Annotated in this window: 14 protein-coding genes; 2 read left to right on the forward strand and 12 right to left on the reverse strand. The window is 44.6% G+C overall.

Annotated elements, in window-relative coordinates:
• Window positions 1–104: 104 nt before the first annotated feature.
• The 9 genes from putP to L976_RS05835 form a co-directional block, all read right to left on the reverse strand.
• Window positions 105–1,556: a sodium/proline symporter PutP gene (gene putP, locus L976_RS05795; protein ID WP_047535091.1), complete on the reverse strand. Its 1,452-nt coding sequence runs from the start codon at window positions 1,554–1,556 to the stop codon at window positions 105–107.
• A 158-nt stretch (window positions 1,557–1,714) separates the two neighbouring features.
• A complete protein-coding gene (locus L976_RS05800; protein WP_037420207.1) occupies window positions 1,715–2,419 on the reverse strand; it encodes a DUF3379 domain-containing protein in 705 nt (234 codons plus the stop codon).
• Window positions 2,412–2,975, reverse strand: a complete 564-nt coding sequence (locus L976_RS05805; RefSeq protein ID WP_037420204.1) for a sigma-70 family RNA polymerase sigma factor — start codon at window positions 2,973–2,975, stop codon at window positions 2,412–2,414. The genes L976_RS05800 and L976_RS05805 overlap by 8 nt, the downstream gene beginning before the upstream one ends.
• 80 nt (window positions 2,976–3,055) lie before the next feature.
• Window positions 3,056–4,717, reverse strand: coding sequence for a BatD family protein (locus L976_RS05810; protein ID WP_047535094.1), 1,662 nt, complete (start codon window positions 4,715–4,717; stop codon window positions 3,056–3,058).
• Window positions 4,711–6,774 (reverse strand): VWA domain-containing protein, encoded by a 2,064-nt coding sequence (locus L976_RS05815; protein ID WP_047535096.1) that lies wholly within the window; start codon window positions 6,772–6,774, stop codon window positions 4,711–4,713. The genes L976_RS05810 and L976_RS05815 overlap by 7 nt, the downstream gene beginning before the upstream one ends.
• Window positions 6,774–7,790 (reverse strand): vWA domain-containing protein, encoded by a 1,017-nt coding sequence (locus tag L976_RS05820; protein ID WP_047535099.1) that lies wholly within the window; start codon window positions 7,788–7,790, stop codon window positions 6,774–6,776. The genes L976_RS05815 and L976_RS05820 overlap by 1 nt, the downstream gene beginning before the upstream one ends.
• Window positions 7,784–8,377 carry a DUF4381 domain-containing protein gene (locus tag L976_RS05825; RefSeq protein WP_047535101.1) on the reverse strand — a complete coding sequence of 198 codons (594 nt, stop codon included), beginning with the start codon at window positions 8,375–8,377 and terminating at the stop codon, window positions 7,784–7,786. The genes L976_RS05820 and L976_RS05825 overlap by 7 nt, the downstream gene beginning before the upstream one ends.
• A 60-nt stretch (window positions 8,378–8,437) precedes the next feature.
• Window positions 8,438–9,421 (reverse strand): DUF58 domain-containing protein, encoded by a 984-nt coding sequence (locus L976_RS05830; protein WP_037420190.1) that lies wholly within the window; start codon window positions 9,419–9,421, stop codon window positions 8,438–8,440.
• Between the two features lie 95 nt (window positions 9,422–9,516).
• Window positions 9,517–10,473 carry an AAA family ATPase gene (locus tag L976_RS05835; RefSeq protein WP_047535105.1) on the reverse strand — a complete coding sequence of 319 codons (957 nt, stop codon included), beginning with the start codon at window positions 10,471–10,473 and terminating at the stop codon, window positions 9,517–9,519.
• Between the two features lie 272 nt (window positions 10,474–10,745).
• Between L976_RS05835 and fadI the strand changes: the two genes are divergently transcribed.
• Both fadI and fadJ read left to right on the forward strand, forming a co-directional pair.
• A complete protein-coding gene (gene fadI / locus L976_RS05840) occupies window positions 10,746–12,056 on the forward strand; it encodes an acetyl-CoA C-acyltransferase FadI (protein WP_047535108.1) in 1,311 nt (436 codons plus the stop codon).
• A gap of 5 nt (window positions 12,057–12,061) precedes the next feature.
• Window positions 12,062–14,179 (forward strand): fatty acid oxidation complex subunit alpha FadJ, encoded by a 2,118-nt coding sequence (gene fadJ / locus L976_RS05845; protein ID WP_047540177.1) that lies wholly within the window; start codon window positions 12,062–12,064, stop codon window positions 14,177–14,179.
• A 749-nt stretch (window positions 14,180–14,928) separates the two neighbouring features.
• Here the strand turns inward: fadJ and L976_RS05850 are convergent.
• From L976_RS05850 to L976_RS05860, 3 genes are all read right to left on the reverse strand, one after another.
• Entirely contained in the window at window positions 14,929–15,324 is a 396-nt protein-coding gene (locus L976_RS05850; RefSeq protein ID WP_047535110.1) for a hypothetical protein, read from the reverse strand.
• Between the two features lie 109 nt (window positions 15,325–15,433).
• Window positions 15,434–19,702, reverse strand: a complete 4,269-nt coding sequence (locus tag L976_RS05855; protein ID WP_047535112.1) for an EAL domain-containing protein — start codon at window positions 19,700–19,702, stop codon at window positions 15,434–15,436.
• Between the two features lie 284 nt (window positions 19,703–19,986).
• On the reverse strand, window positions 19,987–22,643 hold a 2,657-nt coding region (locus tag L976_RS05860; RefSeq protein WP_156143234.1), incomplete at its 5' end, for an insulinase family protein.

The raw sequence follows: 22,643 nt of genomic DNA on the forward strand, positions 1-22,643 counted from the left end.
ATTGAGGTTAATACTTTGTAATGAGGCGAAGGTTAATAAAATTATACAAATTGTAAAAAGCGTACACTTGTACGCTTTTTACAAGAAGAAGCGATATTCGGCGGTTATAACGCTGACTTAAATTGCTCAAATTCGGCGGTGATTTCATCGTTTGGTCGAGTGAGTTTACTCACAATCACACCAGCGATAATAGCAAACATAAATCCGGGCAAAATTTCATATAAGTCAAAAATACCGCCAGAAAGTTGCTTCCAAAATACCACGGTTAACGCACCGACGATAATCGTTGCGATAGCGCCATTACGGCTATAGTGCTTCCAAAACAGCGACAAAAGCACAACTGGGCCGAAGGCCGCACCAAATCCGGCCCACGCATAACTCACCAGGTTTAATACACTGCTTTCAGGATTCAAGGCGATAACACCGGCAATCACTGCAATAGCAAGTACGCCCATGCGACCAACCATCATAAGTTCACGGTCATCTGCTTTAGGGCGTAACCATTTGCGGTAAAAGTCTTCGGTAATTACACTCGAGCACACCAATAATTGAGAATCAATGGTACTCATAATGGCCGATAAAATGGCCGCAATCAGTAAGCCTCCTATCCAAGGATTAAATGCCGCCTGAGCTAAGTGAATGAAGACAGTTTCGGCATTTGCGAGTGGTTCATTGGCAAAATACAATGATCCCGCCAAGCCTGTCGCTAGGGCACCGAGCAGGGATAAAATCATCCAGCTCATGGCAATACGGCGTGATGTGGGCAAAGCATCGACAGTGCCGATAGCCATAAAGCGCGACAATATATGTGGCTGACCAAAATAACCCAGACCCCAAGCCAAGAGCGATAACAACCCAATCACAGTGGTTTTATCGCTGATCAATGCCAGCATCGCAGGGTCTATAGATTCAATTCCGGCATGACTTTCGGGATTAGAAAATACCGCAAACGGGATGATCAGCAGGGCAATCAACATTAAACTGCCCTGAAAGAAGTCGGTCCAACTCACGGCAAAAAAACCGCCAATAAAGGTATAACCTACGATAATGGCTGAGCCTATTACCAAGGCTACGTTGTAATCTAAGCCAAAGACCTTTTCAAATAGAATGGCGCCGCCCACCATGCCAGAGGAGGCATAGAAGGTAAAAAACACTAGAATCGTGATCGCTGAAACCAGCTTGAGATAGCCCTGTTTATCGTGAAAGCGTTTCTCGAAAAAGTCAGGTAGAGTGAGGGCGTTATCTGCTAATTGGGTATAAATGCGTAAGCGTTTTGCTACAAATAACCAGTTTAGCCAAGCACCTATCACTAAGCCAATACCAATCCACGCTTCACCTAAACCACCTAAATATACCGCGCCGGGTAAGCCTAACAGTAACCAACCTGACATATCGGAGGCGCCAACGCTGAGTGCGGTTACGGCGGGGCCCATTTTGCGGCCACCTAAAATATAATCATCCACAGTATCGGTAGCACGGTAAGCCCAAAATCCGATGCCCATCATCAATACTAAATAGCCAACAAATGTGATTAAAATTGGGGTTTCAATCGTCATATTGTTTTTATCCCATCTTGTTATTATTAAAAGTGGCAAGCATGCTACCAGATGTTTGAGCAAGAGCCCATTAGTAGATGGAGATGTGATCGAAATCCGACCTCCGATCGTGAAAAAATATCGGAGGTGGATTTAAGAAAGGTTTATATATTAGTTGGTTAGATAAAGGTGTTGTTGATTTCGTCTTTTACAAAGCTAAGGTCTGCTTGATCCTCACCCACAAGCAAAATATAAGCATCGCGGGTTTCAAATCCCATTCCTTTATATTTGCCATCGGCAAAGGTGTTATCCAGCACCATGCGTTTTTCAATCGGCACAATAAACAGTGTGACTTTGCCTTTTTCTGCTTGTAAAACTAAATGCAGACTCTTAACACCTTGAAAATCACAGTAAGAGGTGTAGTAAACTTTGCCTGGTTGTTCGATAAATTTTGCATTTTGAAGGTTTTTCATCGAGGCAAGCTGCGCATTCACTTGGCTGAAATTGACATTCTGATCAACCTGCAACGCCACTCCTTCATGGTAGACATGGGCTAATGCATGCTCAGCTAAATCTACCGGACCTAAACGTAGCAGGCTAAAACTGATGCCCACGATAAAGGCTATAGAGGCAGCCATCGCCACTAAAAAACCCGTTTGACGGCGCTGTTTGTGGTGTTGTTGTAGTTGTTGGCGTAGGATGAGTTTATCGGCTAAGTCTTCCGGTACTTCCACTTTTAAGGCTTGGTTGAGTTTAGCATCGAAGCGTTTAAGCTCAGAAACAAGGGCCTGATGCTCAGGTTTGGCACGCATTTGCTCAAGAAACTCTGGGTCTTGATTATGAGGATCTTCATAAGCTTGACGTCTAAATTTAAGCTCATCCATTGGATTGACCTCTTACCTCTGTTTTCTCAAGTAATTCTTTCAATTGGTTCCTCGCCCGAAATAAGCGCGTCATTACTGTGTTACGATTCAGTTCCAACAGTTCGGCGATTTCATCCCCACTAAAACCACCAATCAATTGCAGTAGTAATGGCTCTCGATATTCGATATCCAGCTTAGCGATTTGCCTTCTCAACCAGTACTGCTCGGTTTGCTCTTCAGTGCTGGAGGCTATGTGATCTTCTAAGCTGTCTTGCTCGACATCGGCGTAATCAAATTGTTTGCGCTCGAATCGACGGGCATTTTCACGTCTTAAAATCGTGATTAGCCAAGCCTTCGCCGCTTTATCATCCTGAAGGGAATCTAAAGAGCGCCACGCCCGCAAGAAGGTTTCTTGGGTTATATCTTCAGCAACCGGCTTGTCACCGCACAACCAAAAGGCATAACGGAAAATATCGGCGTGCAGCGCCTTGACTAGGCTGTTATATCGTCGTTGTTTACTCAGCATGTCAGAAGAGACCGCAGGCTCAACGGATTTCTTTCGCCAGTTAGTAAACATTTTTTTGATTTTTTCTTTTTATTTTACGATTCAAAATATTACACCTTATTCATTCGAGTAAGCCGTCGCACTGTTTAGGATTAGCCGTTTGGATTTAGCGGACGTAATGGCGTAGATGGCTGTACCATGGTTTTTAGATTGCCGCTTTTTACCGCGCTTAACAATGCTTTTACCGCGTCAGCCAGTTGTGTACCGCTATTGGCTTTTCCGCCGTAGGCCAATGCTTGTAATTGGCGAATCGCCTCTGCTAATTCATTCGATTGCGCGGCAATTTTATCGAGCGTCATAGGGCGAGCGGCCTGCTCACTAAAGTATTGCTGTAATTGCTGCAAAATATCGCTGACATGACCTCTAGCGCAGGCCTGCTCCAAGCCTTTAAGACCATTGCCAAGGACGAGTGGTTGAGGTTGAACCTGAGTGTTAACAGGTGTTTGGCGCTTAAGTGCACGGCGCCAAGCAACCAAGGTCACGCCCCATGCAATCAATGTTACTAGCCATAGCAGGGCAAACAGATTGGCGCTCCAACTACCTTCATTGCGGGTGCTGGTATTTGCCTGCCAGTTGGGTTCGACGGGCGTATCGATAATGGCGCCACCTTTTACTTCAATAGTGCGAGCGGGCAGGGTCGCGATTTCTTGGCGTTTAAGATGTGGATTCCACCAAGGTACTTTCACTTCAGGTAAGGTAAAAGTGCCTACTTTACTGGGCACAATCGCTGAGGTAATACTGTATTGGGACACTATCTGCGCATCGCGCACAAAGCTCTGGCGCTGAGGTTTTTCGGGATAGGATTTAAGCTCTGGCGGCAGATTTTGCGCGATATCCGGCAGGCTATTCTCATCGGCATTGGAGGCCAATAAGGTGAGCGTGCGGGTAATAGGGCTTCCGACGGTAAACTCTTTTACATCCTCAGGAAAACTCTCTTTTAATACCACTAAGTCGGCCACAAGCCATTGGCCTTGGAAGCTAGTTGGCGCAGGTTCGACTTGGATGCTTAAGGAGGGCGCGCCGGCTTGCATTGGGCGGCTCTCGTTAAAGCCAAACATGCCGCCACGGCGTTGGGATTCCACTAATACATCGCCAGAAAAGGTCGCGCCTTTGATATTCACTTGGCCGGGTAAATCGGGAATGATGCCATAGGTGCGTTCAATCACGCGGTAACGGCGGCCATCGATGATCTCCGAGCCGTCTTTATCTTCGCCAATTTGCTTAATCTGCGCGCCTTCGATAACGGGAGCATTAAGCACACCGCGTTGCAGTTCGACCGCAAGGTAGAGCTTCACTTTATAGGTGATAAGCTGGCCGACGTAGGCCTCATCACTCGATACCTTAGCATCGATAAACAGATTCTTAGCCTGCTCAGGTTGCGCACCGGCTTGGACTACTTTGAGGGGAATTTCGGCGGAGCTGACGCCATCAATACTAAAGGATGGAATGGTCAGTTGACCCTTTTGCTTTGGCGCTAGCAGCACTTGCCAGCGGGTTTCTTTAACCGCGTCAAAGTTCATGATCTGAGTGCTGCGGCTCACGCTGGTGCGACCCACAATAAAATCCTTTAGCAGGATGGAGGTGTCGAGTTTACCTGTGTCGACCTCATCGTCGGCACTGACATTGAGCACAAAATACTCTCCCTCCATTACTGGATTGCGATCGACCGACGCCTCGAGTTTGCTCAGGGCAAAGGCGGGATTGATAACCGCGATGCAAAGAATGAGGAGGATAAAAAATTGTCTGATTACCACTGTTCGTTATCCCTTGATATTTGGCCATTTTGACGGCGTTTTTGATATTCGAGTTGCATTTTGTTTCGCAGCAATACTTGTGGATCTTCACTCACGCCTCGCAGGGCTCGCTGCATCTCAGCGGGCAAAGGTTCACTGTTACTGGGCGGGGCTTCTAGTGTTTCACTGATGGCGGTTTCAGTGTCTTTATCTGCCTGCGACTGTTTCTCTTTATCCGCTTTTTGCGCTAGGGCTTGTTGTTCTTGCTCCGTGTTGGACTTATCATCCGCGACCTTTGCCTGCATTTGGGCTTCGTTGCTGGCTTGCTCTTCTGCATTATCTTCAGCATTGTTATCGGCGCTATTTTGCTGATTGGCTTCTTGCTGTGCCTGCTGTTGTTCATTTTTAGCTTCTTGCTGATCTCGTTGTGCTTTATCAGCATCTTGCTGTTTATCCTGCGCGCCTGGCTCAGCATTATCCTGCTGCTCGGATGAGGTGTCTTGATCCTGCGACGGTTTTTCGTCCGCTTGGTCGGCATTATTTTGCTGTTGGGACTGTTGCTCTTGAGACTGCTCTTGAGCTTGGTCGTTTTGCGAGGATTGCTGATCTTGCTGCTGGTTTTGTCCTTGCTGCTGATCGTTTTGGTTCTGTCCCTGTTGGTTTTGGTCGCCCTGAGACTGCTGATCTTGGTTGTCAGCATTTTGCTGGGATTGTTGCTGATCCAGCAGTTTTTCCGCTAACTCAAGGTTGGCCTTGGCCTGTGGGAAATCGGGTTGCTTGTCGAGCGCTGCTTGGTACCGTTCTTTAGCTTTATCGGGTTTGCCCATTTGCATCAGCGCGTTGCCTTGATTGTAAAGCCCATTGGCTGAATTATCTTGCTCAAAGGTTTTTAGCGCTTGTTCGAAATTGCCTGCCTTATATTGCGCAGCGCCTTGCCATTGGGGCGTCTCGAATTTTTGAGCGGCATTGGCATAGTCCTCGGCTTGGTAAGCCTGCATCGCTTGCTGCTCTTGAGTGTGCCAGAGCGAGTCCCAGGCGCTGGCGTGGGCGTTTTGTGGCAATGCGCCGAATAATAAACCAGTTAATCCCATCAACAGCCAGTTGGCGAGCATGCCTTGCTTAAAGCTCAGCAGGGCAGGAATGAGTAAGAATAAGGCGAGGTAAGGACCGAGATCCTGCCAAGTTTCACCATCGAGATCCGTGGCTTTGGCATCACCACTATCGCTTAACCAATGTTGAAGTTGGACAAGATCCTCACCATCGGTGCGATTGGGGATCATAGTGCCATTATGGTTATCGGCTAATTTTTGCAGCAAGCCAAAGTCGGTTTTCGCGACGACAACCTCATTACTGCTATCTCGTTGTAGTTGACCATCGGGTAAGCGAATTGGTGCGCCTTGGGGGCTACCAAATCCCATAATCGCGAGGCGATATTGGCTGCCTGATAAGGCTGAGTTGGCCTCATCGAATTGTTTAGGCGTGATGCCATCCGTCATCACAATAATATCGCCACGAAGATGTCCACCCTGTGCCAGCAGGTTTTTGGCTTGGGTTAATGCGGCGGCTAAGTTTGACCCTAGCACGGGCATAATCTCAGGGCTTAAGGTGGGTAATAAATTGAGTAGTGTGCCCGTATCGCGGGTTAAGGGGCTTATGGTAAAGGCATCGCCGGCGAAGGCGATGAGCCCGGTTTCCCCTTCTTTTAGGCCGCGTAATAAATCCGTCGCCCTAAACTTGGCTTGGGTTAAACGGTTAGGTGCCAAATCGGTGGCAAACATGGAGACGGACATATCCATCACCAGCACTCGGCCTTGCTCCGCGGCGAAGACGGGCAAAGATTGTTTATTGAGGGCGGGTCCCGCTAACGCTAACACGGCGATAAACCAAGAAAAGGCCAAGATATACAGCGGCCTGCGGGACTTTTGCGAACCTTCTGTGACTAATATTTTTGCCAAATGTGGCGCAATATAACGATTCCACGCACTGTTAGTTGCATGCTGGCGCCAAAGCGTCCATAAAATAATCCCTAACGGCAATAGGGCGAGTAACCATTCAGGACGAATAAAATGCAGGCTCATTAACGGACATTCCCCCGCGGTGTGGCTGATAAAACAAGGGTTTTAGCGCGAGTAAAAAACGGTAACTGCGCTAGTGCAATCCAGAGACTGGTGAGAAGTGCTAATGCGAGCGGCCAGTAAAATAGCTCCGCTTGAGGGCGATAACTGAGTTGATCGCGGCTAACGGGTTCAAGTTTATCGATTTCTTGATAAATCTGCTCTAACTCCTGACTATTGCGGGCGCGGAAATAGCGGCCGTGGGTGACATCGGCAATCTGCTGCAGTTGGTTTTCATCCAAATCCATTGACGGATTGACGCGTTCACGACCAAAGAGGGTGCGTCTTTCCATGACATCGGCACCCACGCCAACGGTATAAATCGTCACTTTACGATTGGCGGCAATTTGGGCCGCTTGCTCAGGATCGATATTGCCGGCGTTGTTTGAACCGTCAGTCAATAAAATCAATACTCTGTTACTCTCATCCATTTTATCGAAACGTTTTACCGCGAGTGCAATCGATTCGCCGATCGCCGTTTGTTTACCAACGAGGCCAATCTGCGCCTCTTTTAAAAACTGGGCAACGGAACGTCTATCTTGAGTCAGTGGTGCCTGTAAATAGGCGTGATCGGCAAATAAAATCAAACCGATGCGATCGCCTTTGCGGCGTTCAATAAACTCACTGACCACGTGTTGGATGAGGGTAAAACGGTCGACCACTTTGCCGTCGATCACCATATCTTCAATCTGCATACTGCCGGATAAATCCACCGCCAGCATGAGATCGCGACCTTGGCTAGGGAGCTCAATTGGATCGCCAAGCCATTGTGGACGGGCGATAGCAAGCACTAACAAGCACCACATTAACCAATAGCGTTTACGGCTTTGACGGTTGTGGCTAGTGATATTGGCCTTGCCCGTTTGACTAATACCGGGCAGTTGCAGGCGCGCACCTTCGGCATGTACTGATTGCCGACGCCAAAAAATAAAAGGTAAAGGCAGTAAAATCAATGCAAAAGGCCAGGCTAAAGTTAACATTGCTCCTCCGCAGGCTTTGCTGGAGCCGGTGTTAATGCTGCTGACGTAGCCGGGTTTGGGTTTGTAGCCGCGTGCATTATCGGTGCGCTTAATTTGGCTTTTGAGGCAAACCAGCTGCGGGCGAGGGCCTGTAACTCACGGGCCTCGTCAGCGCTTAGTGGTTTAGCCTGATGACGCTTTCCCAATAAGGGCCCAATGCGGCCACGCTGTTTTGCGGGCAAATGGCTATCTAACCAAGTTGCCCAAGCGGGGCCATCGAGTTTCGCTATTTCTTCTCTTGGTAAGTAACTCAGTGCAGTTCGTTTTAATAGCTGATTGACTTCCGAGGCGTACTGGCTTGAATTGGGGTCAAGTACTGCAAACAAACCTTGGGCGGCTTTTTTCGGCGCTAAGTAAGCGGCGCGTTTTTTAAGCCAAAGGATCGCGCTGATGATTAGCACCAGCAGGATAGCAAGTACTAACCAATAGCCTACGGCCCATGGCCAAGCACCAATAGGATCGGGGATAATAATATCCTGCAAATCCGCCAACATGGGATTTGGCGTTACAGCCTTATCCGAGGCTGGCGGTAAAGTTTGTGGGTTCACGCTTTGGACTCACTTATTCTTTCGGTTCATTGTCAACTGAATAGCTTCTCTGCCATGTGGTTACTGCAGCAATGCTAATTGCTCTGCAAGCGGTAAGCCTGCATCGATAAATTGGGTGTGTACCCTAAGCTTTTGCATCATGGTAATAAAGTCATTCTGTTGCTGGTGTTGCAGCGCAAGCCACGCCTGATAGCTATGGCGAGTCAACACTAAGTCTTGCTCCCCATCTCGGACTGGTAAACTGAACTGTTTAGGCAAATTCAGGTTACCTTGCCTCAAAGGGTCTGTTATCAAATACGCGCCAATATCACAGTGGCGTTTGAGTTCTGTCAGCGGCGCGATACATTGCGGCGTAAAATGGCTGCCATCGGTGATGATCCAAATTAATGAGCCCGGTTTAGCGATGCGTTGCAACCGCTGGCAGGCGCGCAGGATATGATCAGGATCGCGCGGATGACTGCCGAGCTGATTGAGTTGCTGCTCGTGCACTCGGCGCAGGCCTGAGATGAGCTGCAATATCCCTTGGCGGCGACTGCGGGGTTTTAATTCAAGGTGCTCCGATTCGCAGGCGATTAAGGCGCCGAGTCGGTCGCCGTGGTTAATTGCGTTCCAGCCAAGCGTGGTAGCCAGATGCCCCGCTTGAACCGACTGTAACAGCAAACTCGAGCCAAAATACAGACTCTGGCTTAAATCGAGCAGCAGCAGAATAGGGCGCTCGCGCTCTTCGATAAAGAGTTTGGTGTGGGTTTGCCCAGTGCGGGCTGTGACGCGCCAATCTATGGTGCGGACATCATCACCTTGCTGATAATGGCGCACTTCGGCAAATTCCATCCCGCGGCCTTTGATTAGACTGCTGCGATGACCTGCCAGATTGGCACGTGCTCGGCTGTGACGCTCTGGGATAGCCCGAGCTATGGTCTGGCAGGCGAGCAGTTCCTTCTCGGTTAAATGCAACCCGTCGGCAAACAAGGGCAAACCATTAAGAGGTAAGCCATGTTGTGCAACATCATTATGTAGGGATGCGTTTAGCGCACTGTTATTCATTCAAAGTCACTCATTTAAAGCCATTTATTTAACTTAACGTTAGTTTGTTCGCCACCTGAACACATAGCTATGGGACTGTTTTATGGCGTTCAGGTCTAAGGCACGGCGACTTGAGTCAAAATATGGTTAATCACTTGGTCGCGGCTGACCCCTTCGGCCTGCGCTTGATAGCTCAGCAGCAGTCTGTGCCTTAATACATTGGGCGCAACAGCTTGAATATCCTCGGGAGAGACAAAATCGCGCTCGTGTAACCAGGCTCTGGCGCGGGCGCAGCGTTCAAGCGAAATCGTCGCACGAGGACTCACACCGTACTCTAACCATTTGGTCAGTTCGTCGCTGTAACGCGCGGGTTGGCGGGTTGCCATAATAATTTCGACTATGTATTTCTCTAGCGGCTCAGCTAGATAGATTTCCATTGCTTCATCACGGGCGGCAAAAATATCCGCTTGAGCAATCGGCTCAGTGGTTGGCAACTCGTGGGTGAGTGCTTCCTTACGGGATTGACGCAAGATTTCGATCTCGGTGTCGCCACTTGGGTAATCCAAATTCAGGTGCATTAAAAAACGGTCGAGCTGAGCTTCAGGCAGCGGATAAGTGCCTTCGTTTTCCAAGGGGTTTTGCGTTGCCATCACTAAAAATAACGGTGGCAATTTATAACTATTTTTCCCCACGGTCACTTGACCTTCCGCCATGGCCTCTAATAACGCCGACTGCACTTTAGCGGGGGCGCGGTTGATTTCATCGGCGAGGATCAGGTTATGGAAAATCGGACCAGCTTCAAATTCAAAGGTACCGGTTTGGGAGCGATAGATATCCGTTCCTGTTAAGTCGGCAGGCAGCAAGTCGGGGGTAAATTGGATCCGATGAAAATCCCCTTCAACTCCGTCGCAAAGGGCTTTAACCGCGCGGGTTTTGGCAAGTCCTGGTGGACCTTCTACTAATAAATGGCCATTGGCGATGAGGGCAATGAGCAGATTTTCGGTCAGTACAGGCTGCCCTAAAACAACCTTATTTAGGTAAGTGCGTAATGCATGGAAGCGACTCAAAGGCATGATGCTACTCGTTTTTAGGTTGAAAATATCAATTGAAAATACGTGTGTGGGCTTAAGACAACGAATATGGTAAAGAATTCCCTAAGGGTTTGGCTAGTGTTAAAAAAACAAACAGGTGTTTAAAACTTGCTGACAAGAAGTTAGAATCAGATCACACTTTAATGGTCAGACCTGTTATTAGGCTTTTTTGGTGCCAAACAGCAGGGCAAACATGGAAATCGATAGCGCCGCCTGAAATCTCTCAGCGATAGCGCACATAAAGAGGGTGACAAATGAGTGATAGACAACAGGTAACTAATGCAAAGGGTGAGCGTATCGCTATTGTGGCGGGCTTAAGAACGCCATTTGCGAAACAGGCGACCGCATTCCACGGAGTATCGGCGCTCGATATGGGTAAAATGGTGGTTAACGAACTGCTTGTTCGTAGCGAACTGGATCCTAAATTGATTGAGCAACTCGTGTATGGTCAGGTGGTACAAATGCCTGCGACACCGAATATTGCCCGTGAAATCGTATTAGGAACGGGTATGGATGTGTCTACCGATGCCTATAGCGTGACCCGTGCCTGTGCGACCAGTTTTCAATCTGCGGTGAATGTGGCTGAGTCAATCATGACCGGTAATATCGACATCGGGATTGCCGGCGGTGCCGACTCTTCTTCTGTATTACCTATTGGTGTGTCTAAAAAGCTCGCCCATGCCTTAGTTGATCTAAATAAAGCCCGCACTTTTGGCCAAAAATTACAGATTTTTCGCCGTTTAGGCATTAAAGATTTATTGCCTGTACCGCCAGCCGTGGCTGAGTATTCAACGGGTTTGTCCATGGGACAAACCGCGGAGCAAATGGCCAAGACTTACAACATCAGCCGCGCCGATCAAGATGCGCTGGCGCACCGCTCCCACACGCTGGCGAGTGAAACCTGGGCTTCGGGCCATCTACGTGATGAAGTGATGGTGGCCCATGTCCCACCCTACAAACAGTTTATCGAGCGCGATAACAATATTCGTGAAAACTCCGATTTAGCTTCTTACGCCAAACTGCGTCCCGCTTTCGATAAAAAGCATGGTAGCGTGACGGCCGCGAACAGTACGCCGCTGACCGATGGCGCCTCGGCGATCATTTTGATGAGTGAAGGCCGCGCTAAAGCTTTAGGTTATCAACCAATTGGTTACATTAAGAGCTACGCATTTACCGCCATTGATGTCTGGCAAGATATGCTAATGGGCCCATCTTATGCGACGCCATTGGCATTAAAACGTGCTGGCATGGAATTAGAAGATTTAACCCTCATCGAAATGCATGAAGCTTTCGCGGCACAAACCCTAGCGAATATGCAGATGTTTGCCTCAAAGAAATTTGCCGAAGAAAAACTTGGCCGCAACCGCGCCATTGGTGACATTGATATGAGCAAATTTAACGTGCTCGGTGGTTCTTTAGCCTATGGCCATCCATTTGCGGCTACAGGTACGCGTTTAATCACTCAGGTTTGTCGTGAACTTAAACGTCGTGGCGGCGGAACGGGTTTGGCAACGGCCTGTGCTGCGGGTGGTTTAGGGGCTGCAATGATTGTGGAAGTGGAGTAATGGCGATGGAAAAGACATTTAATTTAACCCGCCGTGAAGACGGTATCGCCATTCTAACGATGGATGTACCCGGCGAAACCATGAATACCCTCAAGGCAGAATTTGGCCCTGAGATCAGTGAAATCCTATCTGAGATAAAACGCGATAGCAGTATCCGTGGCCTAGTGCTGATTTCGGGTAAAAAAGATTCATTTGTTGCCGGTGCCGATATCTCTATGCTCGATGCTTGCCAAACGGCGGGCGATGCTAAAGCCTTATCCCTGCAAGGGCATGTGGTGTTTAACGAGTTAGAAGCCTTAAATATCCCTGTGGTTGCAGCTATTCATGGCGCCTGTTTAGGAGGCGGTTTAGAGCTCGCGCTCGCATGCCATCAACGTGTGTGCAGTGATGATGGCAAGACCATGCTGGGCGTACCCGAAGTGCAACTCGGTTTATTACCCGGTGGTGGTGGTACTCAGCGTTTGCCTCGTTTAGTGGGCATTACCACTGCGCTGGATATGATGTTGACAGGTAAACAAATTCGTCCAAAACAAGCGTTAAAGATGGGTTTAGTTAACGATGTGGTGCCACAGACTATTTTACTGCAAACCGCAGTGGAGATGGCGCTCGCGGGTAAAAAAACAGCTAAGCCAGTTAAAAAATCACTAGTAAACCAATTGCTTGAAGGTACTGGCTTTGGTCGCAACATTATTTTTGATCAAGCCGCTAAGCAAGTCGCTAAGAAAACCCAAGGGAACTACCCCGCGCCTGCAAAAATTATTGATTGCGTGCGTCAAGGTATGGCGAAGGGAATGCAAAAAGGGCTTGAGGTAGAAGCCAGCCATTTTGCTGAACTGGTGGTGTCGAAAGAATCTGAAGCGCTGCGCAGTATTTTCTTTGCAACCACAGAGATGAAGAAAGAAACCGGCGCCGAAGGGGCTACGCCACGTAAAGTCAAAAAAGCCGTGATCTTAGGGGGCGGTTTGATGGGCGGTGGTATTGCTTCGGTAACGACGACTAAGGCTAAAATCCCTGCGCGGGTAAAAGACATTAACGAAAAGGGCTTAAGCAACGCGCTTTCCTACGCCTATAAGTTATTGGATAAAGGCGTTAAACGTCGTCATATGACGCCAGCTGCACGCGACAATTTAATGGCGCTGATGACTACAACCACTGAGTATAAAGGCGTTAAAGATGCCGACATCGTTGTGGAAGCGGTATTTGAGGATTTAGCGCTCAAACATCAAATGGTAAAAGACATTGAGCGTGAATGCGGTGAGCACACGATTTTTGCGTCTAACACCTCATCGTTACCCATTGGTCAAATTGCACAAGCGGCTAGCCGTCCTGAAAATGTGATTGGCTTACATTACTTCTCGCCAGTAGAAAAAATGCCGCTGGTGGAAGTGATTGCCCACGCCAAAACCTCCCCAGAAACCATTGCCACCACGGTTGCCTTTGCCCGTAAACAGGGTAAAACACCAATCGTAGTACAAGATGGTGCGGGGTTTTATGTTAACCGCATCCTCGCGCTTTATATGAACGAAGCCGCACAATTGCTGCTAGAAGGGCAAAGTGTTGAACATCTCGATAAAGCGTTAGTGAAGTTTGGTTTCCCCGTTGGCCCTATCACTTTGCTTGATGAAGTCGGTATTGATGTGGGCGCTAAGATCTCTCCCATTCTTGAAAAAGAGCTTGGCGAACGTTTTAAAGCCCCAGCGGCTTTCGACAAGCTGTTAAGCGACGATAGAAAGGGTCGTAAAAACGGCAAAGGTTTTTATCAGTATGGTGTTGCCAGCAAGGAAAAAGCCGTCGATGAAAGTGTGTATGGCGTATTAGGCATCAAGCCTGGTGTCGATAAAGAAATGAGCGCGGTAGCGGAACGCTGTGTAGTGCAAATGCTCAATGAAGCTGTGCGCTGCTTAGATGAAGGCATTATTGCCTCACCGCGCGATGGTGATATCGGCGCTATCTTTGGCATCGGTTTCCCACCATTCTTGGGTGGCCCATTCCATTATATCGATACTTTAGGCGCGGATAACTTAGTCAAAATACTTGAACGTTATCAAACGCAATATGGCGATCGATTTGAGCCTTGCCCACGCCTTAAGGCGATGGCGGCAGAAAAAGCTCGCTTCTTCTAACACTTAGAAGTTTTGGTCAAAAAATCGGCAATTTTATGCCGCTTTTTTATTGCCTCAAGGCTAAGTTTTGCCTAAAAAACGTTCACATTTATTGGGGGGATCTTGTATTATGGCGTCCTATTACGGCAGTTGTGCTGTTATACCGTATGTGCATATCTGATGTTGATTAATGCTTATAAGTAGCCTCGCTCGGAGTCCATTTGTATAGCAAACTGCTATTTTTTGATTTGCACATAATGACTTAGTCGATTAAAGAGGTTGCTGTGGGATTGATGTTTTATATAGTTGCTGCCTTGTCGGTGAGTTGTTCGTGGTGTTTTGGGATTGCGGCTTTTAGAGCTGGGTTAACGGTAAGCTATTGGGCTGTAATGGGATTTATACTAGGACCCTTAGCATTTCCACTCTTTTCCTCCCATAAGCGTATTGCACTAAGAAGAGTGTGTCAGAGTTCTGACGGATGTCTAACCGCTTAATATAGATATGATTTGTCGTAAATGTGACCAATAAAAAAGGAGCATTAAGCTCCTTTTTTATTGGCCTAGGCTGCGCGCTAGCTGAGTAGCTCTAGACTATCTAAACGATAATGTTTTCAGATTTAGATGGAATTAATTCCACCAACCCTTTGCTGGGATCACTTCAAGGTGGTTTAAGCCTTCTGGTAATTTTACTTTTTTACGAACAGGCTTTGCGAAACCAAGTGCTTTTTTTAGTGAGTTAATCATATTCTGTGACCTCAATTTACAGTTAAATTACGCTATTTCAGTATTTGAGTTAGCGAATTTCACATATGGGTGACCAGCGACTTCAAATGGTTTGAATTTGACATACGGGTGACCAGCGACTTCAAATGGTTTGAATTTGACATACGGGTGACCAGCGACTTCAAATGGTTTGAATTTGACATACGGGTGGCCAGCGACTTCAAATGGTTTGAATTTGACATACGGGTGGCCAGCGACTTCAAATGGTTTGAATTTGACATACGGATGACCAGCGACTTCTTGATCAACTTCTTTAGTCGCTTCAGATGACACAACAGTTTGAGAGAGGCTTTTCTCTACAGTTACAGTTGTTTCAATGGCTGCGGCAGTTGTTACAAAGCCGATAGTAGACAGTAAAGCTGCTGCGGTAAGAATTCCTTTCATCGTTTTATCTCTCAGGGTAGTTGATAATATTTTATTTTTTGACACTGGACATCTATCTGCAGATGTTGTGCCAATGTTTCAAACTACCGACAGAGAGATAATTAGATGATCAAATAATGTTGTGGTGGGGCATGAATTTACTCCGGTCATCTTGCAGCAATTGAGTAAACTCGGTCTCATTAATCGCTTTGCTAAAGATATAACCTTGTATTTCTTCACAGTTTAGGGCGCGTAGGATATTTAGCTGTGCTGCTTGTTCAACACCTTCTCCAACCACGGATAGTCCCATATTATGAGCAATGGTGATAATAGAATCGACCATCTTCAAATCACGATCTGACTTATCAATATCATCGACAAAGGCTTTATCGATTTTTAGCGTATGGATAGGGAATCGTTTTAAGTAAGAAAGTGACGAATAACCCGTACCAAAGTCGTCTAATGCTAGATTGACACCCATTTTCGTTAATTGCTGCATAACGATAATGGCCATTTCCGGTTGTTTAATCACCGTCCCTTCGGTGATTTCGAGTTCAAGATGTGCAGCTGGCAATTGTGTTAATCGTAAAATAGATTCAATTCGTTGTTGCAGATCGGGCAGTGCAAACTGACGTGACGATAAATTGACGGCGACTCTCCCTTTAAACAGACCCAGTTCACGCCATTTTTGGGCGGCAAAACAGGCTTTTCTGAGTACAATTTCGCCAATTTCAATAATGAGGCCATTTTCTTCTGCAAGAGGAATAAAATCATTCGGTGGAATAAGTCCTAAGATTGGATGATTTAATCTCACTAAGGCTTCCATTCCGGTAACATGACCATGCTTTAGATCAACTTTAGGCTGGTAATACACCTCAAATAAATCATCTTTTAAACCTTCCCTGATAAGATTTTCAATTTCTAATTGCTTAATCGCATGTTGGTTAAAAGATTCTGAGTAGAATTGGTAACAATTACCGCCAGCCGATTTTGCATGGTACATGGCAATATCCGCCTTTCTCAGTAATGCTTGTTCACTCTGTTCATCCTCTGGATAAAGTACAATCCCGATACTTGCCCCCAAAACAAGTTGCTCATTGCCTATTTCATATACAGCTTTAAAAGCTTCAATAATTCGTCCCGCAATTGCCGCGCAGGCACTTATATCAGAGGTTTTATCGAGCACAATGGCAAATTCATCTCCACCTAAACGATAGATGCTCGTGTTTTTCGGTACGGAGGATTTTATTCTGACAGATACCAGTTTAAGTAATTGATCGCCAATTTGATGACCTAATGAGTCATTAATACGCTTAAAATTATCTAAATCGAGTACCATTAATGCATGATTAATTTCTTTATTGACTAAGTTCCCTAATGTGACTTGTAAGTTTGAACGGTTTGGCAGGCCAGTCAGTAAATCATTGTTGGTGAGTTTTCGAAGCTCTTCTTCCTGCTGTTTACGTCTTGATATGTCGGAGAAAACACCTACATAGTGTGATAGTTCGCCCGACTCATCGTAAATCGCGTCTATGGTGAGCTCCATATGGAAATGGCTTTTATCACCACGACTAGCTTCGACTTCACTCGCCCATCGACCTTGCTGCTTCAGCATACTGCGGATCTGATTTGAGAAGGACTCTGGATATAACTCAAAGGTAAGCAAGTTACCAATAAAATCAGCTCTATTTCGCTGTGAAATTCTACAACATGCTTCGTTGACCTCGACAAAACGATACTCGCTGTCGAGAATAAACATGCCTTCTGAAATATTTTCGATGGCTTTTTCGAACAGTTTTAATTGTTCTTCTTTTTGTTTAAATTGACTGATATTTTTAATAGTACCTGTCATTCGAAGGGCATTATCTTTATCATCTCTTTCTACAATTTTGGCCCTATCTAAAATCCAGATCCAGCTATCATCTTTGCCCTTAACTCTATATGCCGCTTCAAAGTGATCTGTCTCACCATAGAAATGTTTATTCAGTGCTTCTCTGACGCGTTCCTGATCCATGGGGTGAATGTTACTTTCTTCATCATTATTACCTGAACGGTGGCCATCCCTTGGAAACTCTAATGCACCCCAAATATTCGAGCGGAAAATATTACCCGTTTCTATATCCCAGTCCCACATTTCATCGCCACTTCCCCAGAGAGACAGCTTTAGGCGCTCCTCACTTAAAGCTATTTGTCGCTGGACTTCTCTTTTTCTTAGTATAGCTTTAAAGATGAATAGGGTGATAAAAATTAGAATAATAAAGTAAAATATTTTAGCTTGAGTTGAAGACCACCAAGGTGGCGTTATTATTATATTCACTTCTTTTTCAGGTGACTTTTCTCCAGAAAGCTTGTTTATAGCATAAACTTGAAAAACGTATTTCCCAGGAGATAAGTTAGTATAGGTTGCAGAGTTATTTCCATTAGAATAAATCCATGTATCCGACAGTCCCTGCATTCTATAATAATAGTTTGTAGAGAACTCATCTGACATTGGTGTTAAGAAGTCAAATGAAAAAGGATATTCGGAATATTTAAGTGTTATTTCACTTGTTACATCAATTGGTTGTTTTAAGTACTTTCCATTTTTTTCTTGTGCTATATTGAAAACTGAAAAATTTATTATCTCAGCTTTGCTTATTTTTTGGTTTTTTATATAATGTGTAACTTCTTCTGGAGATACAATACTTATCCCATTTACACCTGCTAATAGAATAACATCATTAATTCTTATTGCGCTGGGTGAGTTATACTCATATTGACTTCCATTTGATGTATTCAACGTGTATGAAGTCTGGTTATTCTTGTTGTAAACAATTACCTCACCTAGTGAAGATAGTGTGATGAAATCAGCATCATTCACAATTGAATATATTTCTTTATTGTTAGAAAGTATTTTTTCATTTTTTTCAGTTAATGGGTTGTAACGCATTAGTGCTGTGGATGTACCAAATAAAATATTATTTTTATCTTTTTCAATACTATAGGTTAATTGTTCGCTAATTATAGTCTCATTGCTATTTTCATATTTTCTTAAACCACCTTGACTTGCAACGTAAAGTAAATTTTCAGATATTATTTCTATATCAAAAATTGGCTCGTTTCTTTTTGTGTCAATGGTTTTTATTATACTAGAGTTTTTTATTATTAATATCTTTCCATTAGGTGTGCCCGCAGATAAAAGCGAACCATCATCACTTTGGGATAATGATGAGATAGTTTCTGAACTAAGCATAGTAACTGATTCATTATTTTGTAAAAACAAACCATGCCTCGTTCCGTAAAAAAGGTTATTCCCGATCAATACTGCATATTTATATCCTACGGTATGTGTATTGAAGTCCTTTTTTTTCTGGAAGTTTTCATCAAAAAGAGTTATATATTCTGAATCCGATGAAACGAGAAAACCATTTTCATTTTTAGTTAAATGCCAAATGCTGTTGTTAACAAGAGTAGTTTGCTTTACTAGATTGTTTTGCTTTTTTATAATCGAAAAACCTTGGTCAATACTGCCAAATGTAAAGTAGCTTTTATTTATATAAAAATAAGTGTTTTTGTCTGGAGCGAATGCTGGTATCAAACCTATTTTTTTTGTTGAAGTAATGTCAACTATAGAGTTTTCTGAAATTCCGTATATATTTTGATGGTTTTTTCCTAGTTGTGAGAATGGGCGATTGTCTATTTTTTTTATAATATTTCCATTAAATTCAAAAAGACCATCTTCTGAGGATAGTATAATAGTGTCTGCATTTTTTTGTTCAATATCTATAATATTTTCTTTAATAAGTTTTAGTTTGTTTTTATTTAATTTAAACAACTTTCCTGAGTAGTCTTTAAATACATAACTATCACCACTCTTTATTATTTTTTTTATTTCACCAATTCCTTTTGGTGAAAATATTTTAAAACTATTATTCACATTAATTTCTATTATTGAGTTGTCGGTACCAATGATTAGGCTATCTAAAGTGGTGTTTATACTCCAAATAGGCTTATTTTCAAATGGAGGGCCGTATGTTATGAATGAATCTTTACTTTTATCATATACTGCCAAACCTTTATCTGTACCTACGTAAAGTTTACCATTCTTATCTAATTGTAAACTTCGAATAAATGAACTAGGTAATCCGGAACTTGTTTCATCAGCATAAAAATTTTTGAAGTTTCTTCCATCAAATCTGTTAAGGCCGTTAAATGTACCAATCCAGAGATAACCATCATTATCTTGAACTATTGAGGTTACAGTGCCTTGCGAAAGGCCTTGTGCCACTCCGAATGACTGTGACTGTAAAATCACTTGAGGGGAGGCCTCACTAGAAAATGCTGAAGTATAGAAAGATAGAATCAAAGTACTTAAAAACAAGCAATGAAGGATAATTATTTGTAAGAGTGCTTTTGGCATAGTGTTGTTCTTAGTATTGTCCGAGGATGCCATGAAACAATTGTGTTACATCACTTTTCCAGAAATAGAAGCTTTTGTCAAAAGTGATAATGTAAAAATTCCTTTAAATTGCAGACAGATGGCGTTAGACAGTGTGCAGCATTTGATCTGAGGGATGGATTGACCATGTTTTACATTAATTTTTACTACAAAGACCAGAGATACTACTGCACAAATGCATGAATGCAGCGGTTTTGTTTGTTTACAGTAAATGCTGGATTAATGATCTAACAGCTTTTTTTAGGTTAAAAATTGAACTTTTCAGCGTTTTGTTTGAACAGTTTTAGATCGGTAATCATATTGTCAGATTTGAGGGCTGATTGAGATACATGCTCAGAACCGGTACTAAAAAGCACTAAGCGATCACTATGCTTTGTGCGCATTTTTTGCATCATAAACTTGATTAAATCGGGGCGGGTGAGCTTGCTGATTTCAGCCACAACCAGTTCCCGTTGATTGAACTGATAATCTCGATTACCGACACTCACCCAATAACGTTGGCCACGAGTTTTAAGATTGGCATCATGTTCCATTACCTGGTTGATGAGTCCTTGTTTTGTGCTTTCCCATTCTTCATTCGTTATTTGCATAACAGCATAGTTAAAGTCCGCGATAAACTCGTCGATTGCTTCCAGTAAATGCAGTGGACCCGTTGTGGGTGATTGAATATAGAAAATGAGCCCAGGATGGCGATTCAGCGGAAGGTAACCTGTGCCAACCATGTAGCCTAATTGTTTTTCAGTGCGCAGTTCATGGAAGAAGGTTGAAGACATCGCGTGATTGAGTAAGCTAAACAGTGCCATTTTTTCTGGCGTTGCCCTTGCTGATTGGTAATAGACGATAATGGCGCTGTCTTGATGATCTATCGCCAGTTCTCTTAAAAGGGTGCCTTGTCCGGTTAAATTAATTAATTCACGGGTGGATTCTGCGCTAGGGCTAGAGACGAGGGACAAGATATGCTCCAGACGTTTGCCGAGTGCCTGCGCCTCTGAGACTAACCAATCGCCGTAAATTAATCCTTCTAGATAAATTTTTTCGTAAAATGCCCTTACATGGTTATGTAGATCATTCAAGGTTAAATTTTCAAGTGCTTGGGCCATTCTGGCTGGTTCGTAACTGCGCTTCTGTAATGTTGCTGTCAGGCTGGTAAACAGTTGTGAAATCGGCTTAGCTTGAGCCAAATTTTGCCAACTACGTAACAGCTGAGACTTGATTAAGGCAAACCGTTCTTCGGTAAAATTACGTTCTCTTGCTTTATGGATAAGCAAAGCTAACAGTGTCTCTTGATTACCGGTAAAACCGGATAAATGTAGCGTTATGCCCCCTTGGTGTGGATAGATGTTGTAGCTTAATCCTGCGACTTCAGCTTGATAAGTAGGCTCGGTTAGATAATCGAGTAACATCTCGACATACAAGCGGGTGAGAGCGGCATGTTTGGGGGTTTTACTTGCTTGCTCAGAGTCGAGTGATAAATACATATGCCCTTTAGGGACATTAAATTCATCATCTTTTTTATGCCAAATACGATATCCCGTGGATTCCGCAACGATAACAGGGACTGCGACTTCGCTTTTATCGGGACGAGCAATAGAATCAGCCACAATGAAGGGATTCGCTGTGGGTAACTGGAGTTCTGGACGAATCTGAGTGACTTGCCAACGGGCGAGGGACTCAGGCTTTATCGGCAAAATTTGGTATGGCGTGTGATACCAGTTAGCTTTACGGTCGTTCTTAACGGACTGTGCAATAAGTTGCAACCGCATGTTTTGCGGTGTCATTAGTGCCAATAACTCGAGTGTTTCGGGCACGTCTAAACCATCCATGCGATAATCACCAAAGAGCAGATCTTCCACTTCATAGTGGTGCATATTGATGCTTAAGTGGCTGGCCAAATCGAGGGATTTAACGTGTTCTTGATAGCGAAATGCCATTTTTAGCAGATTTGCTCGCTCCAAATAGCGCCAGTCTTCAAGGCCTTGAGTTTTGATTAACTCAATATACTCAAAACAGCTACAAACAATGTCTTCAATATTGCTCATGCCTTTATCTGTGAGCTGCAGGCCAATGCAATAGTCCTTGAAGTTATAGCCATTGACACCGCCACCTGCCGATAAATTATTTACTAAACCTTGTTCTTTAAGATACGACAACAGGCTGCCTTTACTCTCATTACCGAGAATATGGCTAATGTAGGTGAGTGGTTTACGTTTGTAGTAGTGGTCGATGCCTGGGAAATTAAAGCTGATGCTTAAACGTTTTTGTTCCTTTAATGGGACAATATTGATTTGCTTAAGCAGTTCATTTTGTGAAAACAGCGGAACATCAGGATACTGTTTGACTAAGTTTAAGTTACGGATCTCGCTGAAATATTGTATTGCAAGTGCTTGCAACGCATCTAACGACATAGGTGCAACTAAACACAGTGTCATTAAATTAGCACTGTAGTGAGTTTGATAAAACGCCAATAACTCGCTTCTAACCTGTGCCTGCGTTCCTCCTAAAGTAGCTAAGTTTCCCACGGAGAACTTTGAGAATGGATGCTGTTGATTGACGGTTTCTTTTAGCACTTGATAGCTGCGGCGGATATCATCTTTCAGCTTTAAACTAAATTCAGATTCAATGGCTTGGCGTTCTCTATCCACCAATTCCAAGTCAAATTTTGGCGCGATAAAGAATTGGCTAAATCTGTCTAAGGAGTCGGCGAAAACATCGGCATTGATGGTAAAAAAGAAATTGGTATGCTCGGTGCCTGTCCAAGCATTATTGCTGCCACCATGCTGATTGATAAATGAGTGGTATTCGCCTGAGTCGGGGAATTTTTCGGTGCCTAAAAAGAGCATATGTTCTAAAAAATGCGCCATACCGGGTCTATCTACAGGATCATCAAAATGTCCCACTGCGA

It is taken from the genome of Shewanella sp. ZOR0012 (assembly GCF_000798835.1).
Classification (GTDB): Bacteria; Pseudomonadota; Gammaproteobacteria; order Enterobacterales; family Shewanellaceae; genus Shewanella; species Shewanella xiamenensis.

What these genes read in the sequence shown, in the direction of transcription:
- putP (WP_047535091.1), bottom strand. Translation starts at nt 1,556, where the DNA reads ATGACGATTGAAACCCCAATTTTAATCACATTTGTTGGCTATTTAGTA.
- L976_RS05800 (WP_037420207.1), bottom strand. Translation starts at nt 2,419, where the DNA reads ATGGATGAGCTTAAATTTAGACGTCAAGCTTATGAAGATCCTCATAAT.
- L976_RS05805 (WP_037420204.1), bottom strand. Translation starts at nt 2,975, where the DNA reads ATGTTTACTAACTGGCGAAAGAAATCCGTTGAGCCTGCGGTCTCTTCT.
- L976_RS05815 (WP_047535096.1), bottom strand. Translation starts at nt 6,774, where the DNA reads ATGAGCCTGCATTTTATTCGTCCTGAATGGTTACTCGCCCTATTGCCG.
- L976_RS05820 (WP_047535099.1), bottom strand. Translation starts at nt 7,790, where the DNA reads ATGTTAACTTTAGCCTGGCCTTTTGCATTGATTTTACTGCCTTTACCT.
- L976_RS05830 (WP_037420190.1), bottom strand. Translation starts at nt 9,421, where the DNA reads ATGAATAACAGTGCGCTAAACGCATCCCTACATAATGATGTTGCACAA.
- L976_RS05835 (WP_047535105.1), bottom strand. Translation starts at nt 10,473, where the DNA reads ATGCCTTTGAGTCGCTTCCATGCATTACGCACTTACCTAAATAAGGTT.
- fadI (WP_047535108.1), top strand. Translation starts at nt 10,746, where the DNA reads ATGAGTGATAGACAACAGGTAACTAATGCAAAGGGTGAGCGTATCGCT.
- fadJ (WP_047540177.1), top strand. Translation starts at nt 12,062, where the DNA reads ATGGAAAAGACATTTAATTTAACCCGCCGTGAAGACGGTATCGCCATT.
- L976_RS05850 (WP_047535110.1), bottom strand. Translation starts at nt 15,324, where the DNA reads ATGAAAGGAATTCTTACCGCAGCAGCTTTACTGTCTACTATCGGCTTT.
- L976_RS05855 (WP_047535112.1), bottom strand. Translation starts at nt 19,702, where the DNA reads ATGCCAAAAGCACTCTTACAAATAATTATCCTTCATTGCTTGTTTTTA.